We start from the raw sequence: 21,737 nt of genomic DNA on the forward strand, positions 1-21,737 counted from the left end.
GGTCCGCGCCGCAGCCGCCGGTTGAGGCGCCGCGTGACCCCGCAGGCGACCAGCCGACCGCGCCGCCGGCGTACGGCCAGCCGGCCCCGCCGGTGTCGGCACCGCCCGCCGCCGGGCCGTCTGACCCGCAGCCGCCGATCTCCGGCTAGGCTCCCGGCCGTTACTGTTCCCCATGCGGACAATTGCGCCCGGCGCACCGGGACCAATTGTCCGCTTCGGGAACAGTTAGCGCTTCTGACGGAGCCGGGCGGCTAGGCCTGCAGCGCCGCCATCCAGGCTTCGACAGCGGCGGACTCGCGGGGGATTCCGGCGGAGAGGTTCTCGGCGCCGGTCTCGGTGATCAGGATGTCGTCCTCGATGCGCACACCGATGCCCCGGTACTCGGCGGGCACGGTGAGGTCGTCCGGCTGGAAGTACAGGCCGGGCTCGATCGTGAAGACCATGCCGGGCTCGATCACGCCGTCCATGTACATGTCACGGCGGGCCTGAGCGCAGTCATGCACGTCGAGACCGAGGTGGTGGCTGGTGCCGTGCACCATGTAGCGGCGGTGCTGGCCGTTCTCCGGCTGCAGCGCCTCCTCCGCGGTGACGGGCAGCATGCCCCAGTCGGCGGTGTGCCGGGCGATCACGGCCATCGCGGCCGCGTGCACCTGCCGGAAGATCGCTCCGGGCTTGGCCACCAGGAACGCGGCGTCTGCGGCCTCGCGGACGGCGTCGTACACCCGGCGCTGCACGTCGCTGAACGTGCCCGTGATCGGCAGCGTGCGGGTGATGTCGGCGGTGTAGTAGCTGTCCACCTCGACGCCGGCATCCAGCAACATGACGTCGCCGGCCAGAACCGGGCCGTCGTTGCGGGTCCAGTGCAGGATGCAGGCGTGCGGGCCGGATGCGGCGATGGTGTCGTAGCCGACGGTGTTGCCGTCGGCCCTGGCGCGGGTGTTAAAGACACCCTCGACCAGACGTTCGCCGCGCTGATGCGTGCTGGAGCGGGGCAGGTCGCGGATGACATCCTCGAAACCGCGGGCCGTGGCCGCCACGGCCAGTCGCATCTGGCCGATTTCGTAGGCGTCCTTCACGAGCCGCAGCTCGGACAGGTCGCGGGCCAGGCCGGCATCGGCGTCGTGCTCGTGGTTGATCTCGATGCTGAACGGGGCGTCAGAGCCGTTTCCGGTGATCATCTTCTCGGCCGCGTTGCGGAGGCGGGCGTCGTCGACCTGGCCGGTGAGGAACGGGTCGGCTTCGCGCACGAGCAGGGTTTCGCTGTCGACGCGGCGGAGTACCTCGGCGAAGCCGTCGATGCCCTGCACCGTGAGGCCGAGGTCGCCGGCGACCTGGGCGATGGAGGGGCGCGGGCCGATCCAGAACTCGCCGATCTCGGAGTTGGCGTAGAACTCGTCGGAGTCGCGGCCGGCGCGCTCCCGGAAGTAGACGGTGGTCTCGTGGCCGGTGGCGGTCGGTTCGAACACGAGCACGGCACCGGGCTCGGAGTCGCTGCCCCAGCCGGTGAGGTGCGCGAACGCGGAGTGGGCGCGGAACGGGTAGTCGGTGTCGTTGGCACGCTGCTTGAGACGCCCGGCCGGCACGATCAGGCGGTGTCCGAGGTGCTGCTGGGACACGCGCTCGCGCCGGGCGGCCGCGAAGGGGGCCTGCTCGCGCGCAGGCGGCACGGTTTCGGCGCGGTCGGCCCAGCCGCTGGAGATGTACTCCTTGAACCCCTCGGAGCCGGGCGTGGTCGAACGGTTCTCGTTCGAGCGGGCGGCCGGTGCGGCAGGGGTGGGTGCGGATGCGGTGTCGGTGGAGTCAGCCATTCCTCCATTGTCCCACCCGCTGGCTTAGAGCCCGCCGGTTGCTAGTCGGTGGCGGGGGAGAGCGTCGCCACGACGGGGCGGTGGTCGCTGCCGGCGGTGTCCTCGGTGCCGATCACAGTCATCCGCTCGACCTGCCAGTCGGGCGTGGCCAGGACGTGGTCGATGGGGGCGCCGAGCAAACTGGGCGCCCAGGCCGGCCAGGTGCCCACGCCACCGGAACCGGCGAGTGCGGCGGCATCCCGGCAGTCGCCGAGGACGGCGCCGTCGGAGGTGGCCCGACCGGCGAAATGGTCGATCGTGGCGTTGAAGTCGCCAGCCATGATCACCCCGTCGCCGTCGGAGGCCTCGTCGTTGCACTGCTCGGCCAGCCAGTCCAGGTCGGATCTCCAGTTGGCCATCTCCCACCGGATCGGGGCGACGGCGTGCACGGCGATGATCGTCGGGCCGGCGCCGTCCGCGGGCTCGGCGATGACGGTGGGCAGCACATTGGTGTTGCCGGGCGGGCCGGAGCCCGCGGCGGAGGTGACCGTGTAGTCGCCAAGGTCCGGGCTGATCAGCAGGGTCGTCGACCGTGCCTTGGAGATGAGGTCGAACGCGACGGTGTGCACCCACATCGGCCGTCCGGCGGCACGCATGGCCTCGGCGATGAGCACACCGGTTTCCTCGGTCGTCTCGGGGAGGGTGAGCACGTCGGCCTCCTCGGCGATGGCGAGGTCGGCGATGGCCTCGGCACCGGGGGCGTCGCCGAGGGTGTTCCAGCTCAGCACCGTGATCGCCGCGTCGGCAGGCTCCGCCGCAACCGCAGCGACCGCCGCATCCGAGTCCAGGCCGCGATGCAGCAGAATGCCGGCGTTGACGGCACCGAACGCGACCAGGAACACCATCAGCAGGGCCGTGGTGGCACGCAACGGCCGCACGAGGTGCAGCAGAACCGCGAGCAGCGCCAGCAGGGCGATGGCCACCAGCACCGCCAGGCCGCGGAAGGACACGGCGTGCGCGACGACCGAGGTGTTCTGCAGTCCGGCGAGCCCGGGCAAGGCCAGCACGGTGAGGAAGGCCAGGGTGGCGAGCACGACGACGGCGCGAAGGACTGAGGAGAACATAGATGAGTCACTGTAAGCGACCAAGCTGTATTCCCGCGCCAACTAGCATGGGGGCATGGCAGTCGAACGGCGTTCCACAGGTCCGATCGACCTACATACCCACTCCAGCGTCTCCGACGGAACCGAGACCCCCTCGCAGCTCGTGCGCGCCGCCGCGGCCGCCGGGCTCGGCACCGTGGCGATCACCGACCACGACTCCACGGCGGGCTGGTCTGAGGCCTCGGTCGCCGCCCGGACCGCGGGCATCACCCTGATCCCCGGGATGGAGTTCAGCACCCGCGTCGGCCACACCAGCATCCACCTGCTGGCGTACCTGTTCGACCCGTCGGATGCCGGGATCGTCGCCGAGACCGCGCACATCCGGAAGGCCCGGCTCACCCGTGCCGAGCAGATGGTGGCCCGCATCGGCGCCGACTACGAGCTGACCTGGGACGACGTGCTCGCCCAGACCACCACCGGCGGCACTGTGGGACGCCCGCACATCGCCGACGCCCTGGTCGCCAACGGGCTCGCTCTCACCCGCAGCGAGGCCTTCGCCGGGATCCTGCACTGGGAAGCCGGCTACTTCCAGCCGCACTACGCGCCGGACCCGTTGCGCGCGGTGGCCCTGGTGCGTGCGGCCGGGGGAGTGCCCGTGATCGCGCATCCGGCCACCCGCGGCGTCGCCGACGTGATGGCCGAGAGCCGCCTGGCCGCGCTCGTGGAGGCCGGCCTGTTCGGGCTGGAGCTGCGGCACCGGGAGAACAAACCGGAGGCCACCGCCCGGCTCACCATGCTCGCCGTGAAGTACGGCCTGGCCATCACCGGCTCCAGCGACTACCACGGCGAGGGCAAGCCCAACCGGCTCGGCGAGAACACCACGACCCCCGAGGTGCTCGAGCGCCTCATCGCCGAGGGCCGCGGCGCCGAGCCGGTCTACGCCGCCTGATCCCGTCTCAGCCCGTCTCGGAGTCGCTCCGCCCGCTCGCGACGTGCCGCAAAGTACCCCTTCGCGGGTGCGGAGGGGGCGAAATGAAGCGAGTCGCCGCCGCAACCGTTGCCGAGATGAAGCAAACGGCCCCCTGACACGAGGTCAGGGGGCCGTTTGTGGCAAGTCGGCAGGTGTTACGCCGTGGGCGCCTGCGGGGAACGGCGGCGAGTGCGGCTGCGGCGACGCGGCGCGCTGTTGCCGTCGTGGTGCTCGGAGCCGCCACCGTCGTGGGTGCCGGCCGCCGGGGTCGCGGCGGGGGCATCCGGGTTGGTGCCGGAGCCCACGCGCACCCGGGTGCGGGGAGCCTGGTCGGCGGAGCGACCCGAACCGGAGCGATCGGCGGAGCGCCCACCGGAACGGCCGTCGCTGCGGCCGCCGCGAGCGGAGTCGCGTCCGGCGGGTGCGCCGGCGACGGCCTCCTTGATCGGGGTCGCACGCAGGCGGCCCTTCGACCCGGCGGGGATCTTCAGGTCGGTGTAGAGGTGCGGCGACGAGGAGTAGGTCTCCTGCGGCTCCGGGGTGCCGAAGTCGAGGGCCTTGTTGATCAGGGTCCACTTGGGCATGTCGTCCCAGTCCACGAAGGTGACCGCGATTCCGGTCTTGCCGGCGCGGCCGGTGCGACCGACGCGGTGCAGGTAGGCCTTCTCGTCTTCGGGGATGGTGTGGTTGATCACGTGGGTGACGTCGTCGACGTCGATGCCGCGCGCGGCAACATCCGTGGCGATCAGGATGTCTTTCTTGCCGGCCTTGAACGACGCCATGGCGCGCTCGCGCTGCTCCTGGTTGAGGTCACCGTGCACGGCGGTGGCGTTGAAGCCACGGTCGCCGAGTTCTTCGACGAGCTTGGCGGCGGCACGCTTGGTGCGGGTGAAGATCACGGTCTTGCCGCGACCCTCGGCCATCAGGATGCGGCCGATGACCTCGTCCTTGTCCATGTTGTGCGCGCGGTACACGAGGTGCTCGATGTTGGCCTGCATGAGGCCCTCGTCGGGGTCGCTCGCGCGGATGTGGATGGGCTTGGTCATGAACCGGCGGGCCAGCGCCACGATCGGGCCGGGCATGGTGGCCGAGAACAGCATCGTGTGACGGGTGGACGGCGTCTGCGAGAACAGCTTCTCGATGTCGGCGAGGAAGCCGAGGTCGAGCATCTTGTCGGCCTCGTCGAGCACCATCTCGCGCACGTTGGCGAGGCTGAGCAGGCGCTGGCTGGCGAGGTCGAGCAGACGCCCGGGGGTACCGACGACGATCTGCGCGCCGGCCTTGAGCTGCTCGATCTGTCCCTCGTAGGCCTTGCCGCCGTAGATGGAGACGACGGTGGTGCCACGGTTGCTCGCGGCGAGTTCGAGGTCTTCACTGACCTGCACGCACAGTTCGCGGGTGGGCACGACGACGAGCGCCTGCACACCGGGCTCGGGGTTCAGGCCGAGGCGCTGGATCAGCGGCAGGCCGAAGCCCAGGGTCTTGCCGGTGCCGGTCTTGGCCTGGCCGATGATGTCCTGGCCGCTGAGGGCGAGGGGGATCGTCTGGGTCTGGATGGGGAACGGCTCGAGGATGCCCTTGGCGGCGAGAGCCTCGACCATGTCCTGGTCGATATTGAGTTCGGAAAAGGTCACGTTTTGGTTGCCTGTCTAGCTCGAAGCGGGATGCGCCCGTCTTTGCTTCAGGCGCAAGTCCACCGATCCTGCGCCGGTGAATGACACCAGACTATAGGGCGGCCCTGGGCAACAGCCCCTGGCCACACCGCACCCGCCTCGTTATTCGAATACGAAGCCGGGGACGTGGACCTATGCTTGGCAGGTGATCTCCTGGTTAGGTGAACGCCCGAAACGGGCAGAGACGCCGCGGCTGTCGGCCCGGGGCGACCGGCGCGCCACCACGAAGGTCGACATCACCGAACTGGTGCCGGACCTGCTCACCTACCTCGGCCAGGCCGCCTATTTCGAACTGGGAATGTTCGAGAGCCTGTCGACGGCGGTCATCACGGCGCCCACCCTCGCCGCCAAGGAAGGCCTGAGCCTGGCCGCCGGGCGTGCGCTGTCCAAGCACCACGGGCTCATCGAGGAAATCCGGCGCCGCGACGGCGAACCGGCCAGTGTGATGGGCCCGTTCGTACCCGCCCTGGATAGCTTTCGCGCTATCACCGCTGGTGAGGACTGGCAGGAGCTGCTGCTCAGCTGCTACCTGACCGGCGGGCTGCTCGACGACTTCTTCATCAGGCTCTCCGACGCGTTGCCCGGCGATGTCGGCCCGCGCATCGCCCACCTGCTCGGCGAGCACGGCGGCGCCGACGTGCTGGTGCACGAGCTGGCCGCGGCCATCGCCGCCCAGCCGGCGCTCGAGTCCCGCCTGGCGCTATGGGGCCGACGTTTGGTCGGCGACACCCTGCTCGTGGCCCGCTCGGCCATGGCCGTGACCCAGGACTCCCGCATCGAACCGGTCTTCACCGAGCTGATCGCGGCGCACACCCGGCGGATGGACGGCCTCGGCCTCACCGCGTAGCCGTGCCTCCTCAGTGCGCCCACGCGATCCGGCGAGGTGCGCGCGCTCTCAGCGAGGTGTGCGGGTGCCGCGCCGGTGGGCGGGTGGCGCGCCAAGCGCATAGCGGCGCCTGACCCGCACAGCGCGCGTATCCGACGCCCAAGCACGAAAAACACCCTCATCGAGATCGATGAGGGTGTTTTTTCGTCAATGACCTTACGCCGGCAGCCCGGTCCTGCTGATCGTGTGCAACATCTTCAGGTCCGCGGCCTCGCGGCGACGGCCCAGGACCACATCAACCACGACAGCGGCGATGGCAGCGACCACGAAGGACACCCACCAGATCCAGCCGCCGTCCCACGCCCAGCCGAGCCAGGTCAAGACGACCCAGACCAGCGATGCGACACCGGTGCCCACGGCCGGCACCAACACTGAACCGTGCGTGAGGCGGCGGGGCAGGGCGTACCGAGCCGCCAGCCCGAGCAGCGCGCCGCCGAGGGCGACGAACAGGAGCTCCATGGCAGGTTTAGGCTACGAAGCCGACGCGGCGGGAGGACTCGGAGCCCAGCTCGACGTAGGCGAGGCCGATGGTGGGGACGATGTACACGTGCCCCTTCTTGTCACTGAGCTTGAGGTATCCGGTCTGCCCCGCGAGGGCGGCCGCGACGGTCTCCTCGATCTCGTTGGCGGGCTGAGCCGTCTCGAAGCTGATCTCCCGGGGGGAGTTGAAAATGCCAATGCGAATGTCCACGGATGCGCCTTTCGGTTGCCTACCCGCTCAGATTACGACATGCCCCGCAGTCGGCCCGCCACGTTCACTGTCGGCGCAACCCGTTACCGTTGGACCGTGATGAACCCGGTGTCCGAACTGCTCGACGATCCCGCCGTCCCCGAGGCTCCGGCGCTGCCGGCCGACCCCGGTGTGTCCGGCCGTGCTCTCGGCCTGGATGCCTCCCAGCAAGCCGTTCTGAACCTGGGCATCAACAGGTCGGCCGCCGTGATCGGCGCCCCGGGTTCGGGCAAGACCCACACCCTCGTCGAGTTCGTCGCCGACCGGGTGCTCAGCCACGCTGTGTCGCCCAGCGAGGTGCTCGTGCTCGTGCCCACCCGCACCGGCGCCACAGTGCTGCGCGACAGGCTGGCCCTGCGCCTCAAGGTGCCCACCAACGGCCCGTTGGCCCGCACCATGAACTCCGTGGCCTTCCAGATCGTGCGGGACGCCGAGGTGGCGGCCGGCCGCACCAGCCCGACCCTGCTCACCGGCGGCGAGCAGGACCAGATCATCGCCGAGATCCTGGCGGGCGACATCGCCTCCGGCACCGGACCGGCCTGGCCCAGCCCGCTCGACGCCGAGGTGCGGGGCCTGCGCGGCTTCCGCACTGAACTGCGCGACCTCATGATGCGCGCCGTGGAGTATGGCGTCACCCCGGCACGGCTGGCCGCCCTCGCCGCCGCCAACGACCGCCCGGAGTGGGCCGCCGCCGCCGCCTTCATCGCTGACTACCAGGACATCAAGGACCAGAGCCGGCCCGGCCAGTTCGACTCCACCGAGCTCGTGCAGTTCGCCGCGGCGATCGTGCAGGACGCACCACGCCAGCCCGCCAGGCCGGCGGGCGCCGCCGGGCCGACGACGCTGGCCGCCGTGACCCCCGGCAACCCGCTCGGCCCGCTCGGTGCGCTCAAACTGATCGTGCTCGACGACGCCCAGGAGGCCACCGAGTCCACCCTGGCGTTGCTGGCCCAGTTTGCCGCCCGCGGCGTCACGATCGTGGCGTTCGGCGACCCCGACCTGAGCACCGGGTCATTCCGCGGCGCCCACCCGGATGCCCTCGGCCGGCTCGGCCACTACCTGCGGCTGCCCGACGTGGCCACCCTCACCCTCGATACCGTGCACCGGCACGGCGGAGAGATGCGCGCGGTGATCCGCGAGTTCACCGGCCGGATCGGCGCCGCCGCGGCCGGAACCCAGCGCGCGGCCGGCAGCGCCGAACTCCCGCCGACCGCCACGCCCACCCCCGCCGCAGAGCCGACCGCCGCAGAGCTGACCTCCGCAGAGCCGACCGCCGCACCGACCGCCGTGCAGACCGTCGTCACCGCCAGTCCCGCCGACCAGCTCGCCGTGATCGCCAGGCGCCTGCGCGAACGCCACGTGCTCGACGGCCTGCCCTGGGGGCGGATGGCCGTGATCGTGCGCACCGGCGCTCTGGTGCCCGCGCTCTCCAAGGGGCTGGCCGCGCTCGAGGTGCCCACCCAGGTGGCCGCCGCGCAGACGGCCCTCCGCGACGAACCGGCCGTGCGCGCCTTCGTCCTCGCCCTCGACATCACCCTGGGCCGCCGGCCGCTCGACGCCGACGCGGCGGTGGACCTGCTCCGCGGCCCGCTCGGCGGCCTCGACCCGATCACCCTGCGCCGGCTGCGCGCGGCGCTCCGCCAAGAAGAACTCAGCCAACAGGAACTCACCGACGGCGCCAGCCGCAGCGCCGACGAGCTGCTTGTCGAGGTCTTCCACACCCCGGCCCTGCTCGAGCGCATCGACAACCGCACCGCCCGGCGCGCCGCGTCCTGCGCCAAGAACCTCCGGCAGACCCGCACGGCCTACGCCGCCGGCGCCACCATCGAGGAGCTGCTCTGGGGGCTCTGGCAGCGCAGCGGCCTCGCCCCGGCCTGGTCCGAACAGTCCACCGGCACCGGCATCGACGCCGACGAGGCCAACCACAACCTCGACGCCGTCGTGGCCCTGTTCTCCGCGGCGCAGCGCTTCGTCGAACGCACCCCGGCGGCCCCGCCCGTGCTCTTCGTCGAACACCTCGTCGACACAGACGTGCCCGAAGACACCCTGGCCCCGCGCGCCCTGGCCGAGTCCGTGCTCGTCTCCACCCCCAGCGGCACCATCGGCCGCGACTTCGACCTGGTGGTGCTCGCCGGGGTGCAGGAGAACGTCTGGCCCGACCTGCGCATCCGCGGTTCGTTGCTCGGCGCCGGCGACCTGGCCCTGCTGGCGGCGGGGGAGACCCCCGACCCGGCCGGCGCCCGCACGAGCGTGCTGCACGACGAGCTGCGCATGTTCGCCCAGGCCGCCTCGCGCAGCTGCGCGGAACTGCTGGTGACCGCCGTCGACAACGACGAGAACCAGCCCTCGGCGTTCCTGCGCCTGCTGCCCGACCCCGACCCCGCCCCACTGGCCCGGTACCCGCTGTCGCTGCGCGGGTTGGTCGGGCGCCTCCGCCGGGACCTCACCCAGACCCTGCGTCCCCGGCTGCAGCCCGTGGCCGACGGTGCCGAGGCAGACCCCGTCGCCGCACTGCCCGTCGTGCTGCCGGCCAGGGCCACGGATGCCGCCGCCACTCTCACCCGCCTCGCCGGCGAGAAGGTGCCCGGCGCGTCGCCCGACGACTGGTACGGCCTCCGTCAGGCCAGCACCGTGCGCCCGCTCAACGATCCCGACGCCGGCGACGGACCCGTGCGCGTGTCGCCGTCGCGGATGAGCGCATTCGAAACCTGCCCGCTGCACTGGCTGATCGGCCAGATCGGCGGCGGCGACTCCAGCACCGCGGCCAACCTGGGCACCATCATCCACAAGGTGATGGAGGACGCCACCGACCCGGCCCGCACACCGGACCCGGCCGGGATCACCGCCGACGCGCTGTGGGCCGGCGTCGAGGCCCGCTGGGACGAACTCGTCTTCGACGCCGACTGGCAGTCCAGGGTGCAGAAGACCCAGGCCCGCGAACTCACCGACCGGCTCGCCGCGTACCTCGGCGACGGGGCCCGCGACGGCACCCGGCTGCTCAGCGCCGAGGGCCGGTTCGCCCTGGAGCTGGACGGCGCCGTGCTCTCCGGCACCATCGACAGGGTGGAGAGGTTGCCGGACGGCCGGGCCGTGATCGTGGACCTCAAGACCGGCAAGGGCGACCCGACCAGCGACACCGGGGTGGCCGAGCACCCGCAGCTCGGCGCCTACCAGCTGGCGTTCTCGGCCGGTGTCATCGACGGCCTCGAACCAGGGATGGAGCTGGCCGGCGCGCGCCTGGTGATTGTGTCCTCGGGCACCCAGAAGCAGAATTACCGCAATCCCACCCAGAGCGCCTTCAGCCCAGACGAGCTCGCGGCCTTCACCACCCGGGTCACCGACGACGCCGCCGGCATGGGCGGCGCCACCTTCGTGGCCGAGATCGCCGACCACTGCCTCAACCCCCGTTCCTTCGGCTCGTGCCGCATCCACGTCATCAAGCAGGTCAGCTCATGAGCCATTCCTCCCGCCCGTCCCGGGCGGTCTCCGCCCTCGACATCGCCCAGGCGCTGAAGATGTTCCCGCCGACGAGCGAGCAGCAGGCCGTGATCGAGGCGCCGCTCTCGCCCACCCTGGTGGTGGCCGGCGCCGGCAGCGGCAAGACCGAGACCATGGCCAACCGGGTGCTCTGGCTGCTGGCCAACGGGCACGCCAGGCCGGACCAGATCCTTGGGCTGACCTTCACCCGCAAGGCCGCCGGCGAGCTCGCCGAACGCATCAACGACCGCATCCGCCAGCTCAGCGAGGCCGGGCTGATGCCCACGGCCACCGATGCGGATGCCGCACCGCTGGAGCCCGGCGCCGTGCGCAGCCTCGACTCCGCCGACCTGTTCAACGCCCCCGCGGTCTCCACCTACAACTCGTTCGCCAGCCGGCTGTTCACCGACAACGCGTTGCTGCTTGGCCGCGAGCCCGAGTCGGTGCTGCTGAGCGAGACCAGCGCCTGGCTGCTCGCTCGCCGGGTGGTCGTGGCCAACGGCGACGGCCGGCTCGTGCAGTACGGCAAGGGCGTCGACGCCGTCACCGACGCCGTGCTCTCACTCAGCCGCGCCCTGGCCGAGAACCCGCCCCCGTTCGTACCCGGCGAGGAGCCGGTGCCGCACGACCTCGCCCGCCTGGCGAACAGCTTCGGCTACCTCGCCGACCTGCCCTACGGCAACCCGCGCAAGAAGAAGGCCTACGACTCGGTGCTCGAGGCCATCAGTGCCGTCGCCCCGCTGCCGGTGCTGGCCGAGCTGGCGGATGCCTACGGGTCCGAGAAACGCCGTCAGGGCCTGATCGAATTCTCCGACCAGGTGGCCCTGGCGCTGCAGGTCTGCCGCAAGGTGCCGGCCGTGGTTGCCCGCTACCGCGACCAGTACCGCATCGTGTTGCTCGACGAGTACCAGGACACCTCGGTGCTACAGACCGAGCTGCTGCGCACCCTGTTCGCCCACCACCCGGTAATGGCCGTCGGTGACCCGCACCAGTCCATCTACGGCTGGCGCGGCGCCAGCTCCGCCAACCTGCTCGGCTTCTCCACCGATTTCGCCGCGCTGGCCAACACCGAGGCGCCCTCGATGTCGCTCTCGTTCACCTGGCGCAACCCGGTCACCGTGCTCGAGACCGCCAACGCCCTGGTCGCGCCGCTGAGCGCCCAGCTGCGCGCCCGGCCCAACGGCATCCAGGTGGAAACCCTCAAGGTGCCGCCGGGCAAGGGCGCCGGCCGGGTGGACGCGGCGATGCACGAGAGCATCGCCGACGAGGCCGCCGCCATCGCCCGCTGGTTCGCGGCCAGGCTCGGCACGTCACCGGCCGGCCCGGATGCCGCTCCCGAGTCCGGCGCGATGCTGTTCCGCGCCCGCCGCGACATGGAGTTCTACGCCGAGGTGCTGCGCGAACACGGCGTGCCAGCGCACGTGCTCGGCCTCGGCGGCCTGCTGTCGACCCCCGAGGTGGCCGACGTGCTCGCCGTGCTGCGCGTGGTGCACGACCCGTCCGCCGGCAGCGACCTGATCCGGCTGCTCACCGGCGGCCGTTGGCGGATCGGCGTGCGCGATCTGCAGGCCCTCTCCGGCGTGGCCGGCTGGCTCGCCACCCACGACTGGGCGCAGAAGGCCGTGACCGACGAGCTCAAGGCCAAACTGCGTGCCTCCGTGGCCACCGAAGAGAGCCGGTCGCTCGTTGACGCTCTGGACTTCGTCGCCTCCGTGCCCGAATCGCACGGCCAGCTGGCCGCCTTCAGCGACGACGGCCGGCAGCGCCTGCGCCAGGCCGGCCGGCAGCTGGCCTGGCTCCGCAGCCGGGCGGGCCTGGGGCTGCTCGACTTCGTGCGTTTGATCGAACAGGAAACCCTGCTCGACCTGGAACTCGTCGCCAACGAGAGCCACGGCAGGGCCCTGGCCAATCTCTACGCCTTCCACGACGCCGTGTCGGCGTTCCTCGATAGCGACGAGCAGGGCACCCTGGCCAGCTTCCTGCGCTGGCTGGCCCGCGCCGAACGCCAGGACGACCTCGGCCCGCGCGGCGAGGCCGCCGAACCCGGCACCGTGCAGCTGCTCACCATCCACGGCTCCAAGGGCCTGGAGTGGGACTACGTGGCCATCCCCGGGCTGACCGAGAAGAACCTGCCCGCCCCGTCCCGCGAGGTCTCCGGCTGGTTGCGGTTCGGTGAATTGCCCTACCCTTGCCGGGGCGACCGGGCCGAACTGCCGGAACTCAAACGCCTCGGCCACGAGACCCAGATGTCGTTCGACATCGACTATGAGCTCTACAAAGAGGAACTCGCGTACCGGCACGACGCCGAGGAACGCCGGCTGATCTACGTGGCCACCACCCGCGCTCAGCAGCAGCTGTTGCTCACCGGGGCGTTCTGGGGCGGCGGCACCACTGTGCGCAAGGCCAGCCGGTACCTGCTCGAACTGGCCGAGGCCGGGCTCATCGACGACCTGCCGGAGGGCAGCGAGTTCGACGAGAAACCCCAGACCGACGAGGACGCCACCGAGGTCTGGCCGTTCGACCCGCTCGGCACCCGCCGCCCCGTCGTCGAGGCCGCCGCCGCCCTGGTGCGCGCCCACGACGACACGGGCACGGATGCCGACGCCGGCGTCCCGCTCATCGAGACGCCCTGGTCGCGGGAGGTGACACTGCTGCTGCGTGAACGCGCCCAGCGCCTGGCCGGCCCCGGCACCCTCGACGTACCCACCCGCATCCCGGCGTCAAGGTTCAAGGACTACGTCGACGACCCCGCCGCGGTGCTCGCCCGACTGCGCCGGCCGATGCCGGAGCGACCATACCGGGCCACCCGCCTGGGCACCCTGTTCCATTCCTGGGTGGAACAGCGCTCCACCGGAGCGTCGTCCGGCGACCTCATCGACGCCGGGCTCGACGAACTCGACCTGGACCTCGACACCGACACCGACACAGACGGCGGCGACGGCGGCGAGGGGATGCCGCTCGAGCTGGAACAGCTGGAGCGGTTCAAGGCCACCTTCGAGAGGTCGCCGTGGGCCACGCTGGCACCCGAAGAGGTGGAGATCGAAATCCACCACGTGCTGGGCGACCAGGTCTTCATCTGCAAGCTCGACGCCGTCTACAAGACCCAGGCCGGCTACCAGGTGGTGGACTGGAAGACCGGCAAGGCACCCAAGGACGCCGCAGACCTCGAACTCAAACAGACCCAGCTGGCCCTGTACAGGCTCGCTTACGCCCGGTGGAAGGGCATCGACCCGGCCACCGTCGACGCGGTCTTCTACTTCGTCGCCGACGACCGTATCGTCGCCCCGGAACGGCTCTACTCCGAGGAGGACCTCTTGGCGGCGTGGTCGTCGGTGGCCGCGTCATCCGCGCCGCCGTCGGCCGTGGGGATCGGGCCCGTCGAGTCGTCGCCGTAACCGGTGTCGAACCCGGTGCCGTCGAAGCTGGTGACTCTGGCGAACGACCCGGTGTCGGCGAACTCGCTGGTGCCGTACTCGGAGCTGTCGTCGCTGTTGCGCCCGGCGGACCCGGTCGCCTGGGTGCGCGGGGTGTCCTTGAGCATCGACTCGACATCGGTGACGCTGAGGATCGGCCCGGTGTCGGGGGAGAGCGAGTTCATGGTGTGGCTGTGCACGTTGTCGACCAGTCCGTCGAGCATCGACACCGCGTCGTCGACGATGGCCTCGTCGTGGCTGTCGACGCCGTGCAGCAACCAGCGGGCCAGTTCCAGCTCGGCGTAAAGCATCGCCCGCTGGGTGATCAGCGGGTCGTTGCCCTGCCGCGCCGCGGTGTAGGTGGCCACGGCCGTCTCGGCGGCGTCACCGCGGGCGGCGAGCAACCAGTTGAGGTCGCGGGCCGGGTCGCCGACAGAGAGCCCAGACCAGCCGAGCACCCCACACACCGCGTCGTCGCTGATCAGGAAGGATTCCGCGGTGAGCGACCCGTGGATCACCGTCGGCGCGAACTGCCACAGAGCGTTGTCGTCGGTGGCGAGTTCCCAGCGCCGCAGCAGCGCCGCGGGCAGTTTGCCGGTGTTCGCCGCCCGGTCGATCAGGTCGATGGTGGCGGTGCGGCAATCCAGGGCGCTCTGCTGCACGAGGCCGGCATCGCCGATGAACGCCGACGGCAGCCCGTGGATGGCGGCGATCGCGCGGCCGATCGACCCGGACACACCCTCATGGCCGGTGAGGGCATCCGCATCGTATGAGGCGCCGGGCAGACGCTCGTAGACCACGGCCCTGGTGCCCTCGAACGGCGCCTGGCCCACGAACACCGGCACGTCGAACGGCAGCCGGCTGCGGTTGCCCGTCGTCAGGGCGCGCAACGCCACGAGATCGGCCGACTGCTCGGTTTCGGCCGTCTGCGACGTGGGAACCCTGATGATCAGCTCCTTCTCATCGCGGGTGACCAGCAGGGCAGAGTCGAACAACCCGCCGCCGGCGAGACTGTGGTTTCGGGCGTGGGCGACGTCGAGCTCCGGCACTGCATTGGTGGCCAACGCGGCTAGAGTGAGGTGGGATCTGGCCATGCCTTCTAGGTTAGGTCGAGTTCCTCCCGGTGAGGCCATTCGCCACGCCTGCAGATTACTTCGGCACGTGTTGCCCGATTTTTGAGGGGTCTCATGTCGTTCAGATTCACGGCCACGCTGCCGCTGTCCCGGCACGCCGTTGATCGCGACAACGACGCCCGCGCCCGACCCGACCTGTTCGAGCGGCTCTGGGCGGACGCCGGCACCCGGGTTCTGCCGCTGTGGCGCGGCTCCGTGCTGCTCGCCGCCCCCGCCGCAAACGACCGGCCCCGGTTGCTGCTGCTCGCGCCGGCCGGCCTCACCATCGACCCGGCATCCGCCCTGCGGGTGTACCTCGGCCTCTCGCTCGACGCCACCGCCGCCGAACCCGTCGGCACCCCGCTTGTGGCCGTGCCGCTGGACGACGAACAGGCCGCCGCGCTGGAACCCGACGAATCCAAGTGGGTGGGCCTGCGCGACTATGCCACCCTGCTCTCGGACCGGGACACCGGCATCCTCACCGAATCCCTCGGCATCCTGCACTGGCACGACTCGCACCCGCACTGCCCGCGCTGCGGCGCCGCGACCGATGTGACCACCGGCGGCTGGGTGCGACACTGCCCCGAGGACGGCAGCCAGGTTTTTCCCCGCACCGACGCGGCCGTGATCGTGCTGATCACCGACGACCGCGACCGGGTGCTGCTCGGCTCCAACGCCATGTGGGAGGCGAACCGGTATTCGCTGCTGGCCGGCTTCGTCGAACCCGGCGAATCGTTCGAGTCCGCCGTCGTGCGTGAGGTGTTCGAGGAATCCGGCATGAGGGTCACCGACCCGGTCTACCGCGGGTCGCAGCCGTGGCCGTTCCCGGCGTCGATCATGGTCGGCTTCACCGCCCGCCTGGCCGACGGCCAGCAGGCCGGCTCCCTGGTGCCCGACGGCACCGAGATCCTGGACCTGCGCTGGTTCAGCCGCGCCGAACTCGCCGACCCGGAGAACGGCATCATGCTGCCCGGCCGGTCGTCGATCGCACGTGCGCTTCTCGATCACTGGCTGGCCCAGCCCGAACAGCCGGGGCAGCCCGGTGTCTGACCGACTGACCCCCACCGCCGAGTCTTTGCTGACCGGACTCGACGAGCAACAGCGCATCGCCGCCGAGGCCCTGATCGGGCCGGTCTGCATGCTCGCCGGCGCCGGCACCGGCAAGACCCGCGCCATCACGCACCGCATCGCCTACGGCGTGATGAGCGGCGCCTACTCGCCGAACCGCGTGATGGCGCTCACCTTCACCGCCCGCTCCGCCGCCGAACTGCGCGGCCGGCTGCGGCAACTCGGCGCCGGCGGCGTCGCCGCGCGCACCTTCCACGCGGCCGCGCTGAGCCAGCTGAACTACTTCTGGCCGCACGTCGTCGGCGGCCAGGCGCCGCGCATCCTCGAGGGCAAGGGCCGGCTGCTCGGCCACGCCGCCGAGGTCCTCAAACTCAAGCTGGACACCGCCACCCTGCGTGACCTGGCCGGCGAGATCGAATGGCGCAAGACCAGCGGCCTCAGCCTGGACCAGTACGCTACCGCCAGTCGCGCCCTGCCCGGCCGGCTCGACATCGAGCAGACCCTGGACATGCAGGCGGGCTACGAACGACTCAAAGACGACCGCAAGCAGATCGACTTCGAAGACGTTCTGCTGGCCATGGCCGGCATGATCGAAGCCGAACCCTCCGTGGCGCTGCAGGTGCGTGAGCAGTACCGGTTCTTCGTCGTCGACGAATTCCAGGACGTCTCCCCGCTGCAGTACGACCTGCTCAAACTGTGGCTCGGCGACCGGCGCGACCTCTGCGTGGTCGGCGACGCCAGCCAGACCATCTACTCCTTCGCCGGGGCCCGCAGCGACTACCTGCTCGACTTCCCCAAGCACTACGAGGACGCCACCGTGGTGCGCCTGGAACAGAACTACCGGTCAACGGCCGCCATCGTCGCCACCGCCAACCAGCTGATGCGCGGCCGGCCCGGTGCGCTGTCGCTGCACGCCGCCGTCGCCGAGACCGGGGTGGAGCCCGCCGTGCGGGAGTACCCCAACGACATGGCCGAGGCCCGCGGGGTGGCCCAGAGCATCTACGAACTCGTCGAATCCGGTGTGCCACCGGAGAACATCGCCGTGTTGTACAGGGTCAACGTGCAGGCCGCCCTGCTCGAGACCGCGCTCGGCGACGTCGGCGTGAGCTTCCAGATCCGCGGATCGAAGCGGTTCTTCGACCTGCCGGAGGTGAAGCAGGCGGTGATGTCGCTGCGCGCTGCATCCGTGTCGATCATGGGCGAACCGCTGTTCAAGTCGGTCAGCGATGTGCTGCGCGGCCTGGGCTGGAGCCAGACCGCGCCGGACACCCGCGGCGCGGTGCGCGACCGCTGGGAGGCACTCAACGCGATCATGGGTCTCGTCGACCAGGCCGCCCCCGGCACCACCTTCCGTCAGTTCACCGACGAGCTGATGGAACGCCAGGCCGGCCAGCACGAACCGACCGTCGCGGCGGTGACCCTGGCCACCCTGCACTCGGCCAAGGGCCTGGAATGGGACGCCGTGTTCGTGGTGGGGCTCTCAGAGGGCCTGGTGCCGATCAGCTACGCCGGCACCTTCGAGCAGGTCGACGAGGAACGCCGGCTGCTCTACGTGGGTGTCACCCGGGCGCGCAAACGCCTCTCGCTCAGCTGGTCCGCGGCCGGAAGCCAGCAGCGTTCCCCGCGAGAACGATCACGCTTTCTGGCAGAAATCGGCATCCGCACCGCTCGTGCGGCCGGTGCGCGCGGCGTCTGACCGTCAGCGACTCCGCGTCGATCGCCAGCGATGCGGCCGCGAACTCATTCGAGGACGCGAACACCCGCTCGTGCACGATGCCGGCCGCCGTCGCGGCCACCTCGATGCCCAGGCGGGGCGTTTCGGTGGGCGCCGTGCGGTGCAGCAACTGGCTGGCGATCGCTGGCCAGGCCGGGTCGAGGTCGACGTGCTCGAGGTCCAGGCAGGTCAGGCACGGGCCGGCGCCTGGCTCCACGAGCGGGCCCACCCGCACCTCGGTGTCGCTGAACAGCACCGGCAGGTGCGGCACATCTCGCCTCAACCAGTGGCCGTGCCGCTCCGGGGCGAGCACAAAATGGTCCACGATCACGGCCAGGTCGGGGAGCTGCCCTGGTCTGGCAACGGTGATGCCCAGGTCGGCCAGCAGCTGCCGGATGCGGTCGGCCGTGGCGCCGGCGCCGTCCACGCAGACCACGGGACGGTCGCCGCGGTGCACCGGGGTGGCCCTGCTGCTGCCGAACCAGGTGGCGGTGAGAGGCGCAGTGTCGGTGCCGGGCGCCCCCGGCTGGGTCTCGAGGTCGACCAGCGCGGGGGCCAGGGCGGCGAGTAGGGCGGCGGTGGCAGCATCCGTCGCGCCGGCCTGCCGCCCGAGCATCAGCGCACCCGACCGGGGCACCCCCACCCGCAGCGCGGCGATGACGCTCTCCAGCGGGGCGGTCACCCCCGGCACGATCGCCAACGGCCGGTCGATGCCCAGCTGGATGGTGTCCGGGGTGCGCCAGACGAGCGGATACCGCGGGTCGAGTCGAAGGATCATCCGGCGATCTTCCCCCAGACCGGCCGGCGCCGCCGGATTCATCCACAGGCCCCGTTTGCCGCCCGTGAATGTGCAGGTCCAGCCCAGACTCCCGCCCTAGGCTGACGCAATGACTGAGAAGACCGCACGCCGCGTACTGGTCACCGGAGCCACCGGCTACATCGGGGGCCGGCTGGTTCCCAAGCTCCTCGAGGCCGGCCACACCGTGCGGGTGCTCGTGCGCTCGCCCCAGAAACTCACCGATGTGCCGTGGGCCGACGACGTCGAGATCGTCGAAGGCGACCTCGGCGACCGGGCCTCGGTCGCCAAGGCCAGCGCCGGCATCGACGTCTTCTACTACCTGGTGCACTCGATGGGGGCCAGGGGCGACTTCGAGCAGACCGAACGCACGGCCGCCCGGAACGTGGCCGGTGCCGCGGCCGAGGCGCAGGTTTCCCGCATCGTCTACCTCGGCGGTCTGCACCCCGACAGTCCGACCCTCTCGCCGCACCTGCGCTCCCGCGCCGAGGTCGGCCGCATCCTGCTGGACTCCGGCGTGCCCACGATCGCCTTCCAGGCCGGGGTCGTCATCGGTTCCGGCTCCACGTCGTTCGAGATGATCCGGCACCTGACCGATGTGCTGCCGTATATGCCGGCGCCCCGGTGGGTGCGCAACTTCATCCAGCCCATCGCGGTGCGGGACGTTCTGCACTACCTCGTCGCCGCCGCCGATGTGCCCGCCGACGTCAACCGCACCTTCGACATCGGCGGCCCCGACGTGCTGCGGTACGGCCAGATGATGAACGGCTACGCCGTCGAAGCCGGCCTGCACCAGCGCCCCATCGCGCCGCTCCCGGTGCTCACCCCGTGGCTCGCCTCGCAGTGGGTCAACCTGGTCACGCCCATCCCGCGCAGCCTCGCCGTGCCGATCATCGCGTCGCTGCAGTACGACTGTGTCGTGCACGAGCACGACATCGACGCCGTGATCCCAGCACCGGCGGGCGGTCTCACCACCTATCGCCGGGCCGTGCGCCTGGCGTTGGGCCGGATGCGCGACGGCGACGTGGAGACCAGCTGGCACAACGCCGCGACGGAGGGGGCGTCGAGCAACCCGCTGCCCAGCGACCCCGACTGGGCCGGGCACCTCGTCTACACCGACCTCAAGGAAAAGCGCACGTCGGCCCAGCCGGCGGACCTGTGGCGGGTCATCGAGAGCATCGGCGGGGAGAACGGCTGGTACTCCTTCCCGCTGGCCTGGGCGGTGCGCGGCTGGATGGACAAGATCGTCGGGGGAGTGGGACTGCGCCGGGGCCGCCGGCATCCCGACCGTCTGCAGACCGGCGACGTGCTCGACTTCTGGCGCGTCGAACGCATCGATCGGGGCAGCTTCCTGCGGTTGCGCGCCGAGATGCGGGTGCCCGGCCGGGCCTGGCTCGAGATGCGGGCGGAGCCGACGGATGACGGCGGCTCGATCTACCGCCAGCGCGCGGTGTTCTTCCCACGCGGACTCGGCGGCCGGCTCTACTGGTTCTCGATCCTGCCGTTCCACGGTGTGATCTTCAGCGGCATGGCCAACCGCATCACCGCCGCCGCCGAAACCGAGGCCGCCGCCCAGGACGCCGGACCCGGCACCCCGGTCGGCGCCCCGGACACCGCCGCGACCGCGGAAGCACCCGTCAGCTAACAACCCGGTCTGCGGTCCCCGCGCATCCGCCGGCACAGACCAGGCGACCTGACCTGCGGTGCGCGCCCACCCCGTCGGTCGAGCTCGTCGAGACCCCCGACGTGCCTGCATGTCGCGCCCATCCCGTCGGTCGAGCTCGTCGAGACCCCCGACGTGCCTGGGTGCAGCGCCGCGTTGGCGGGATCGTCTGGCGTGGTCTCGACAGGCTCGACCAACGGGGATGATCGCGCCCATTTCGTTGGTCGGGCTCGTCGAGACCTCGTGAGGTGCGTGTGTGTGGTGCCGTGTTGGCGGGAGCGTCTGGCGTTGTCTCGACAGGCCTGACCAACGGAGATCGCGCCCATTTCGTTGGTCGAGCTTGTCGAGACCTCGTGAGGTGCGTGTGTGTGGTGCCGCGTTGGCGGGATCGTCTGGCGTGGTCTCGACAGGCTCGACCAACGGGGATGGTCGCGCCCATTTCGTTGGTCGAGCTTGTCGAGACCTCGTGACGTGCGTGTGTGTGGTGCCGCGTTGGCGGGATCGTCTGGCGTGGTCTCGACAGGTCCGACCAACGGGGATGATCGCGCCCATTTCGTCGGTCGAGCTTGTCGAGACCTCGTGAGGTGCGTGTGTGTGGTGCCGTGTTGGCGGGATCGTCTGGCCTGGTCTCGACAGGCTCGACCAACGGAGGAAGCACAGGGCCCGGGGGAGACGGCTGACGGAATCTTGCCAGTTTCGACCCTAGCCACCGTGCACCAGGGAGCGCATCATGGTATCAAGCGTGGAGGAGTCCTGATGTCCGGTGTGGTGGTGTTCGTCGGCGACGGCCTCAGCGCGGGTGCTCGATGGGAAGAACGGTTCCCCGAGCTTGAGGTGCGCAACCTCGGTGTGAACGGGGACACGACCGATGAGGTCCTGGGCCGGCTCGATCAGGTCGTTTCTGCCGACCCCGATGCCGTTGTCCTGCAGGTGGGTACCAACGATGTGGGCTGGAACCGGTCGGACGAGTACATCGTGCGCAACATCGAAACCATCCTGTGCACCCTGCGCAAGCAGCTTCCCGGCACCCGGCTGCTCATCCAGTCCGTGCCCCCGAGGGAGACCGAGTTCGTGCACGTGATCCGTTCGGTCAACCGGCATCTGCGCCAGTTCGCGCCGACGGTCAAGGCTCGGTACCTGGATCTCTGGCCGGCGCTGGCCGCCCCAGACGGCACGCTGAGCGCCGAATGGTCAGCAGACCACCTGCACCTCATCGAAGCCGGCTACGTCGTCTGGTTCACCGAACTTCGGCCGGCGCTCGTCGACCTGCTCGAACACCCGCCGGAGCTGTCCGTCAGCCGGCACCCGGCCTGACGCGACCCGTCTGATCCACCCCGTCTGATCC

At 70.8% G+C, this 21,737-nt stretch carries 15 protein-coding genes; 8 read left to right on the plus strand and 7 right to left on the minus strand.

From position 1 onward, the window contains the following. Positions 1 to 251: 251 nt before the first annotated feature. Positions 252 to 1,808, minus strand: a complete 1,557-nt coding sequence (locus CXY76_RS04710) for an aminopeptidase P family protein (RefSeq protein WP_104163098.1) — start codon at positions 1,806 to 1,808, stop codon at positions 252 to 254. A 41-nt stretch (positions 1,809 to 1,849) separates the two neighbouring features. Further along, positions 1,850 to 2,911, minus strand: coding sequence for an endonuclease/exonuclease/phosphatase family protein (locus tag CXY76_RS04715; protein WP_104163099.1), 1,062 nt, complete (start codon positions 2,909 to 2,911; stop codon positions 1,850 to 1,852). A 55-nt stretch (positions 2,912 to 2,966) separates the two neighbouring features. On the opposite strand from CXY76_RS04715, the gene CXY76_RS04720 reads away from it, so the two are divergent. Continuing rightward, positions 2,967 to 3,839, plus strand: a complete 873-nt coding sequence (locus tag CXY76_RS04720; RefSeq protein WP_104163100.1) for a PHP domain-containing protein — start codon at positions 2,967 to 2,969, stop codon at positions 3,837 to 3,839. A gap of 176 nt (positions 3,840 to 4,015) precedes the next feature. Here CXY76_RS04720 and CXY76_RS04725 read toward each other — a convergent pair whose 3' ends face one another. Continuing rightward, the gene (locus CXY76_RS04725) at positions 4,016 to 5,494 is read right to left on the minus strand and encodes a DEAD/DEAH box helicase (protein WP_104163101.1); all 1,479 of its coding nucleotides are present in this window, start codon (positions 5,492 to 5,494) and stop codon (positions 4,016 to 4,018) included. Between the two features lie 184 nt (positions 5,495 to 5,678). Between CXY76_RS04725 and CXY76_RS04730 the strand changes: the two genes are divergently transcribed. Further along, positions 5,679 to 6,380, plus strand: coding sequence for a ferritin-like fold-containing protein (locus CXY76_RS04730; RefSeq protein ID WP_104163102.1), 702 nt, complete (start codon positions 5,679 to 5,681; stop codon positions 6,378 to 6,380). 195 nt (positions 6,381 to 6,575) lie between these two features. Here CXY76_RS04730 and CXY76_RS04735 read toward each other — a convergent pair whose 3' ends face one another. Beyond that, positions 6,576 to 6,878, minus strand: coding sequence for a hypothetical protein (locus CXY76_RS04735; protein ID WP_104163103.1), 303 nt, complete (start codon positions 6,876 to 6,878; stop codon positions 6,576 to 6,578). A 7-nt stretch (positions 6,879 to 6,885) separates the two neighbouring features. After that, on the minus strand, positions 6,886 to 7,110 hold the full coding sequence (locus tag CXY76_RS04740; RefSeq protein WP_088455638.1) for a DUF3107 domain-containing protein: 225 nt from the start codon (positions 7,108 to 7,110) through the stop codon (positions 6,886 to 6,888). A 39-nt stretch (positions 7,111 to 7,149) separates the two neighbouring features. On the opposite strand from CXY76_RS04740, the gene CXY76_RS04745 reads away from it, so the two are divergent. Both CXY76_RS04745 and CXY76_RS04750 read left to right on the plus strand, forming a co-directional pair. Then, on the plus strand, positions 7,150 to 10,605 hold the full coding sequence (locus tag CXY76_RS04745) for a UrvD/REP family ATP-dependent DNA helicase (RefSeq protein WP_233199570.1): 3,456 nt from the start codon (positions 7,150 to 7,152) through the stop codon (positions 10,603 to 10,605). After that, a complete protein-coding gene (locus tag CXY76_RS04750) occupies positions 10,602 to 14,021 on the plus strand; it encodes an ATP-dependent DNA helicase (RefSeq protein ID WP_104163104.1) in 3,420 nt (1,139 codons plus the stop codon). Before CXY76_RS04745 ends, CXY76_RS04750 begins: the two co-directional genes overlap by 4 nt. Here the strand turns inward: CXY76_RS04750 and CXY76_RS04755 are convergent. Then, positions 13,922 to 15,133: a phosphotransferase gene (locus CXY76_RS04755; protein WP_104163105.1), complete on the minus strand. Its 1,212-nt coding sequence runs from the start codon at positions 15,131 to 15,133 to the stop codon at positions 13,922 to 13,924. The genes CXY76_RS04750 and CXY76_RS04755 overlap by 100 nt on opposite strands. A gap of 93 nt (positions 15,134 to 15,226) precedes the next feature. Between CXY76_RS04755 and nudC the strand changes: the two genes are divergently transcribed. Beyond that, positions 15,227 to 16,201, plus strand: coding sequence for an NAD(+) diphosphatase (nudC, locus tag CXY76_RS04760; protein WP_104163106.1), 975 nt, complete (start codon positions 15,227 to 15,229; stop codon positions 16,199 to 16,201). A 4-nt stretch (positions 16,202 to 16,205) separates the two neighbouring features. Further along, positions 16,206 to 17,915 (plus strand): ATP-dependent helicase, encoded by a 1,710-nt coding sequence (locus tag CXY76_RS04765; protein ID WP_104163155.1) that lies wholly within the window; start codon positions 16,206 to 16,208, stop codon positions 17,913 to 17,915. Here CXY76_RS04765 and CXY76_RS04770 read toward each other — a convergent pair. After that, on the minus strand, positions 17,806 to 18,711 hold the full coding sequence (locus CXY76_RS04770; RefSeq protein ID WP_158253837.1) for a TOMM precursor leader peptide-binding protein: 906 nt from the start codon (positions 18,709 to 18,711) through the stop codon (positions 17,806 to 17,808). The two genes, CXY76_RS04765 and CXY76_RS04770, sit on opposite strands and share 110 nt — an antisense overlap. 109 nt (positions 18,712 to 18,820) lie before the next feature. Between CXY76_RS04770 and CXY76_RS04775 the strand changes: the two genes are divergently transcribed. Next, complete coding sequence (locus CXY76_RS04775; RefSeq protein WP_104163108.1) at positions 18,821 to 20,374, plus strand: SDR family oxidoreductase; 1,554 nt, start codon at positions 18,821 to 18,823, stop codon at positions 20,372 to 20,374. A gap of 774 nt (positions 20,375 to 21,148) precedes the next feature. Further along, positions 21,149 to 21,706 carry a GDSL-type esterase/lipase family protein gene (locus CXY76_RS04780; protein ID WP_104163109.1) on the plus strand — a complete coding sequence of 186 codons (558 nt, stop codon included), beginning with the start codon at positions 21,149 to 21,151 and terminating at the stop codon, positions 21,704 to 21,706. Positions 21,707 to 21,737: the final 31 nt, after the last annotated feature.

Source organism: Cryobacterium sp. N22 (assembly GCF_002929555.1).
Classification (GTDB): domain Bacteria; phylum Actinomycetota; class Actinomycetes; order Actinomycetales; family Microbacteriaceae; genus Cryobacterium.

Excerpts from the sequence above, each read along its gene's own strand:
- CXY76_RS04710 (WP_104163098.1), bottom strand. The coding sequence starts at position 1,808 with ATGGCTGACTCCACCGACACCGCATCCGCACCCACCCCTGCCGCACCG.
- CXY76_RS04715 (WP_104163099.1), bottom strand. The coding sequence starts at position 2,911 with ATGTTCTCCTCAGTCCTTCGCGCCGTCGTCGTGCTCGCCACCCTGGCC.
- CXY76_RS04720 (WP_104163100.1), top strand. The coding sequence starts at position 2,967 with ATGGCAGTCGAACGGCGTTCCACAGGTCCGATCGACCTACATACCCAC.
- CXY76_RS04735 (WP_104163103.1), bottom strand. The coding sequence starts at position 6,878 with ATGGAGCTCCTGTTCGTCGCCCTCGGCGGCGCGCTGCTCGGGCTGGCG.
- CXY76_RS04745 (WP_233199570.1), top strand. The coding sequence starts at position 7,150 with ATGCCCCGCAGTCGGCCCGCCACGTTCACTGTCGGCGCAACCCGTTAC.
- CXY76_RS04750 (WP_104163104.1), top strand. The coding sequence starts at position 10,602 with ATGAGCCATTCCTCCCGCCCGTCCCGGGCGGTCTCCGCCCTCGACATC.
- CXY76_RS04755 (WP_104163105.1), bottom strand. The coding sequence starts at position 15,133 with ATGGCCAGATCCCACCTCACTCTAGCCGCGTTGGCCACCAATGCAGTG.
- nudC (WP_104163106.1), top strand. The coding sequence starts at position 15,227 with ATGTCGTTCAGATTCACGGCCACGCTGCCGCTGTCCCGGCACGCCGTT.
- CXY76_RS04770 (WP_158253837.1), bottom strand. The coding sequence starts at position 18,711 with ATGATCCTTCGACTCGACCCGCGGTATCCGCTCGTCTGGCGCACCCCG.
- CXY76_RS04775 (WP_104163108.1), top strand. The coding sequence starts at position 18,821 with ATGACTGAGAAGACCGCACGCCGCGTACTGGTCACCGGAGCCACCGGC.
- CXY76_RS04780 (WP_104163109.1), top strand. The coding sequence starts at position 21,149 with ATGTCCGGTGTGGTGGTGTTCGTCGGCGACGGCCTCAGCGCGGGTGCT.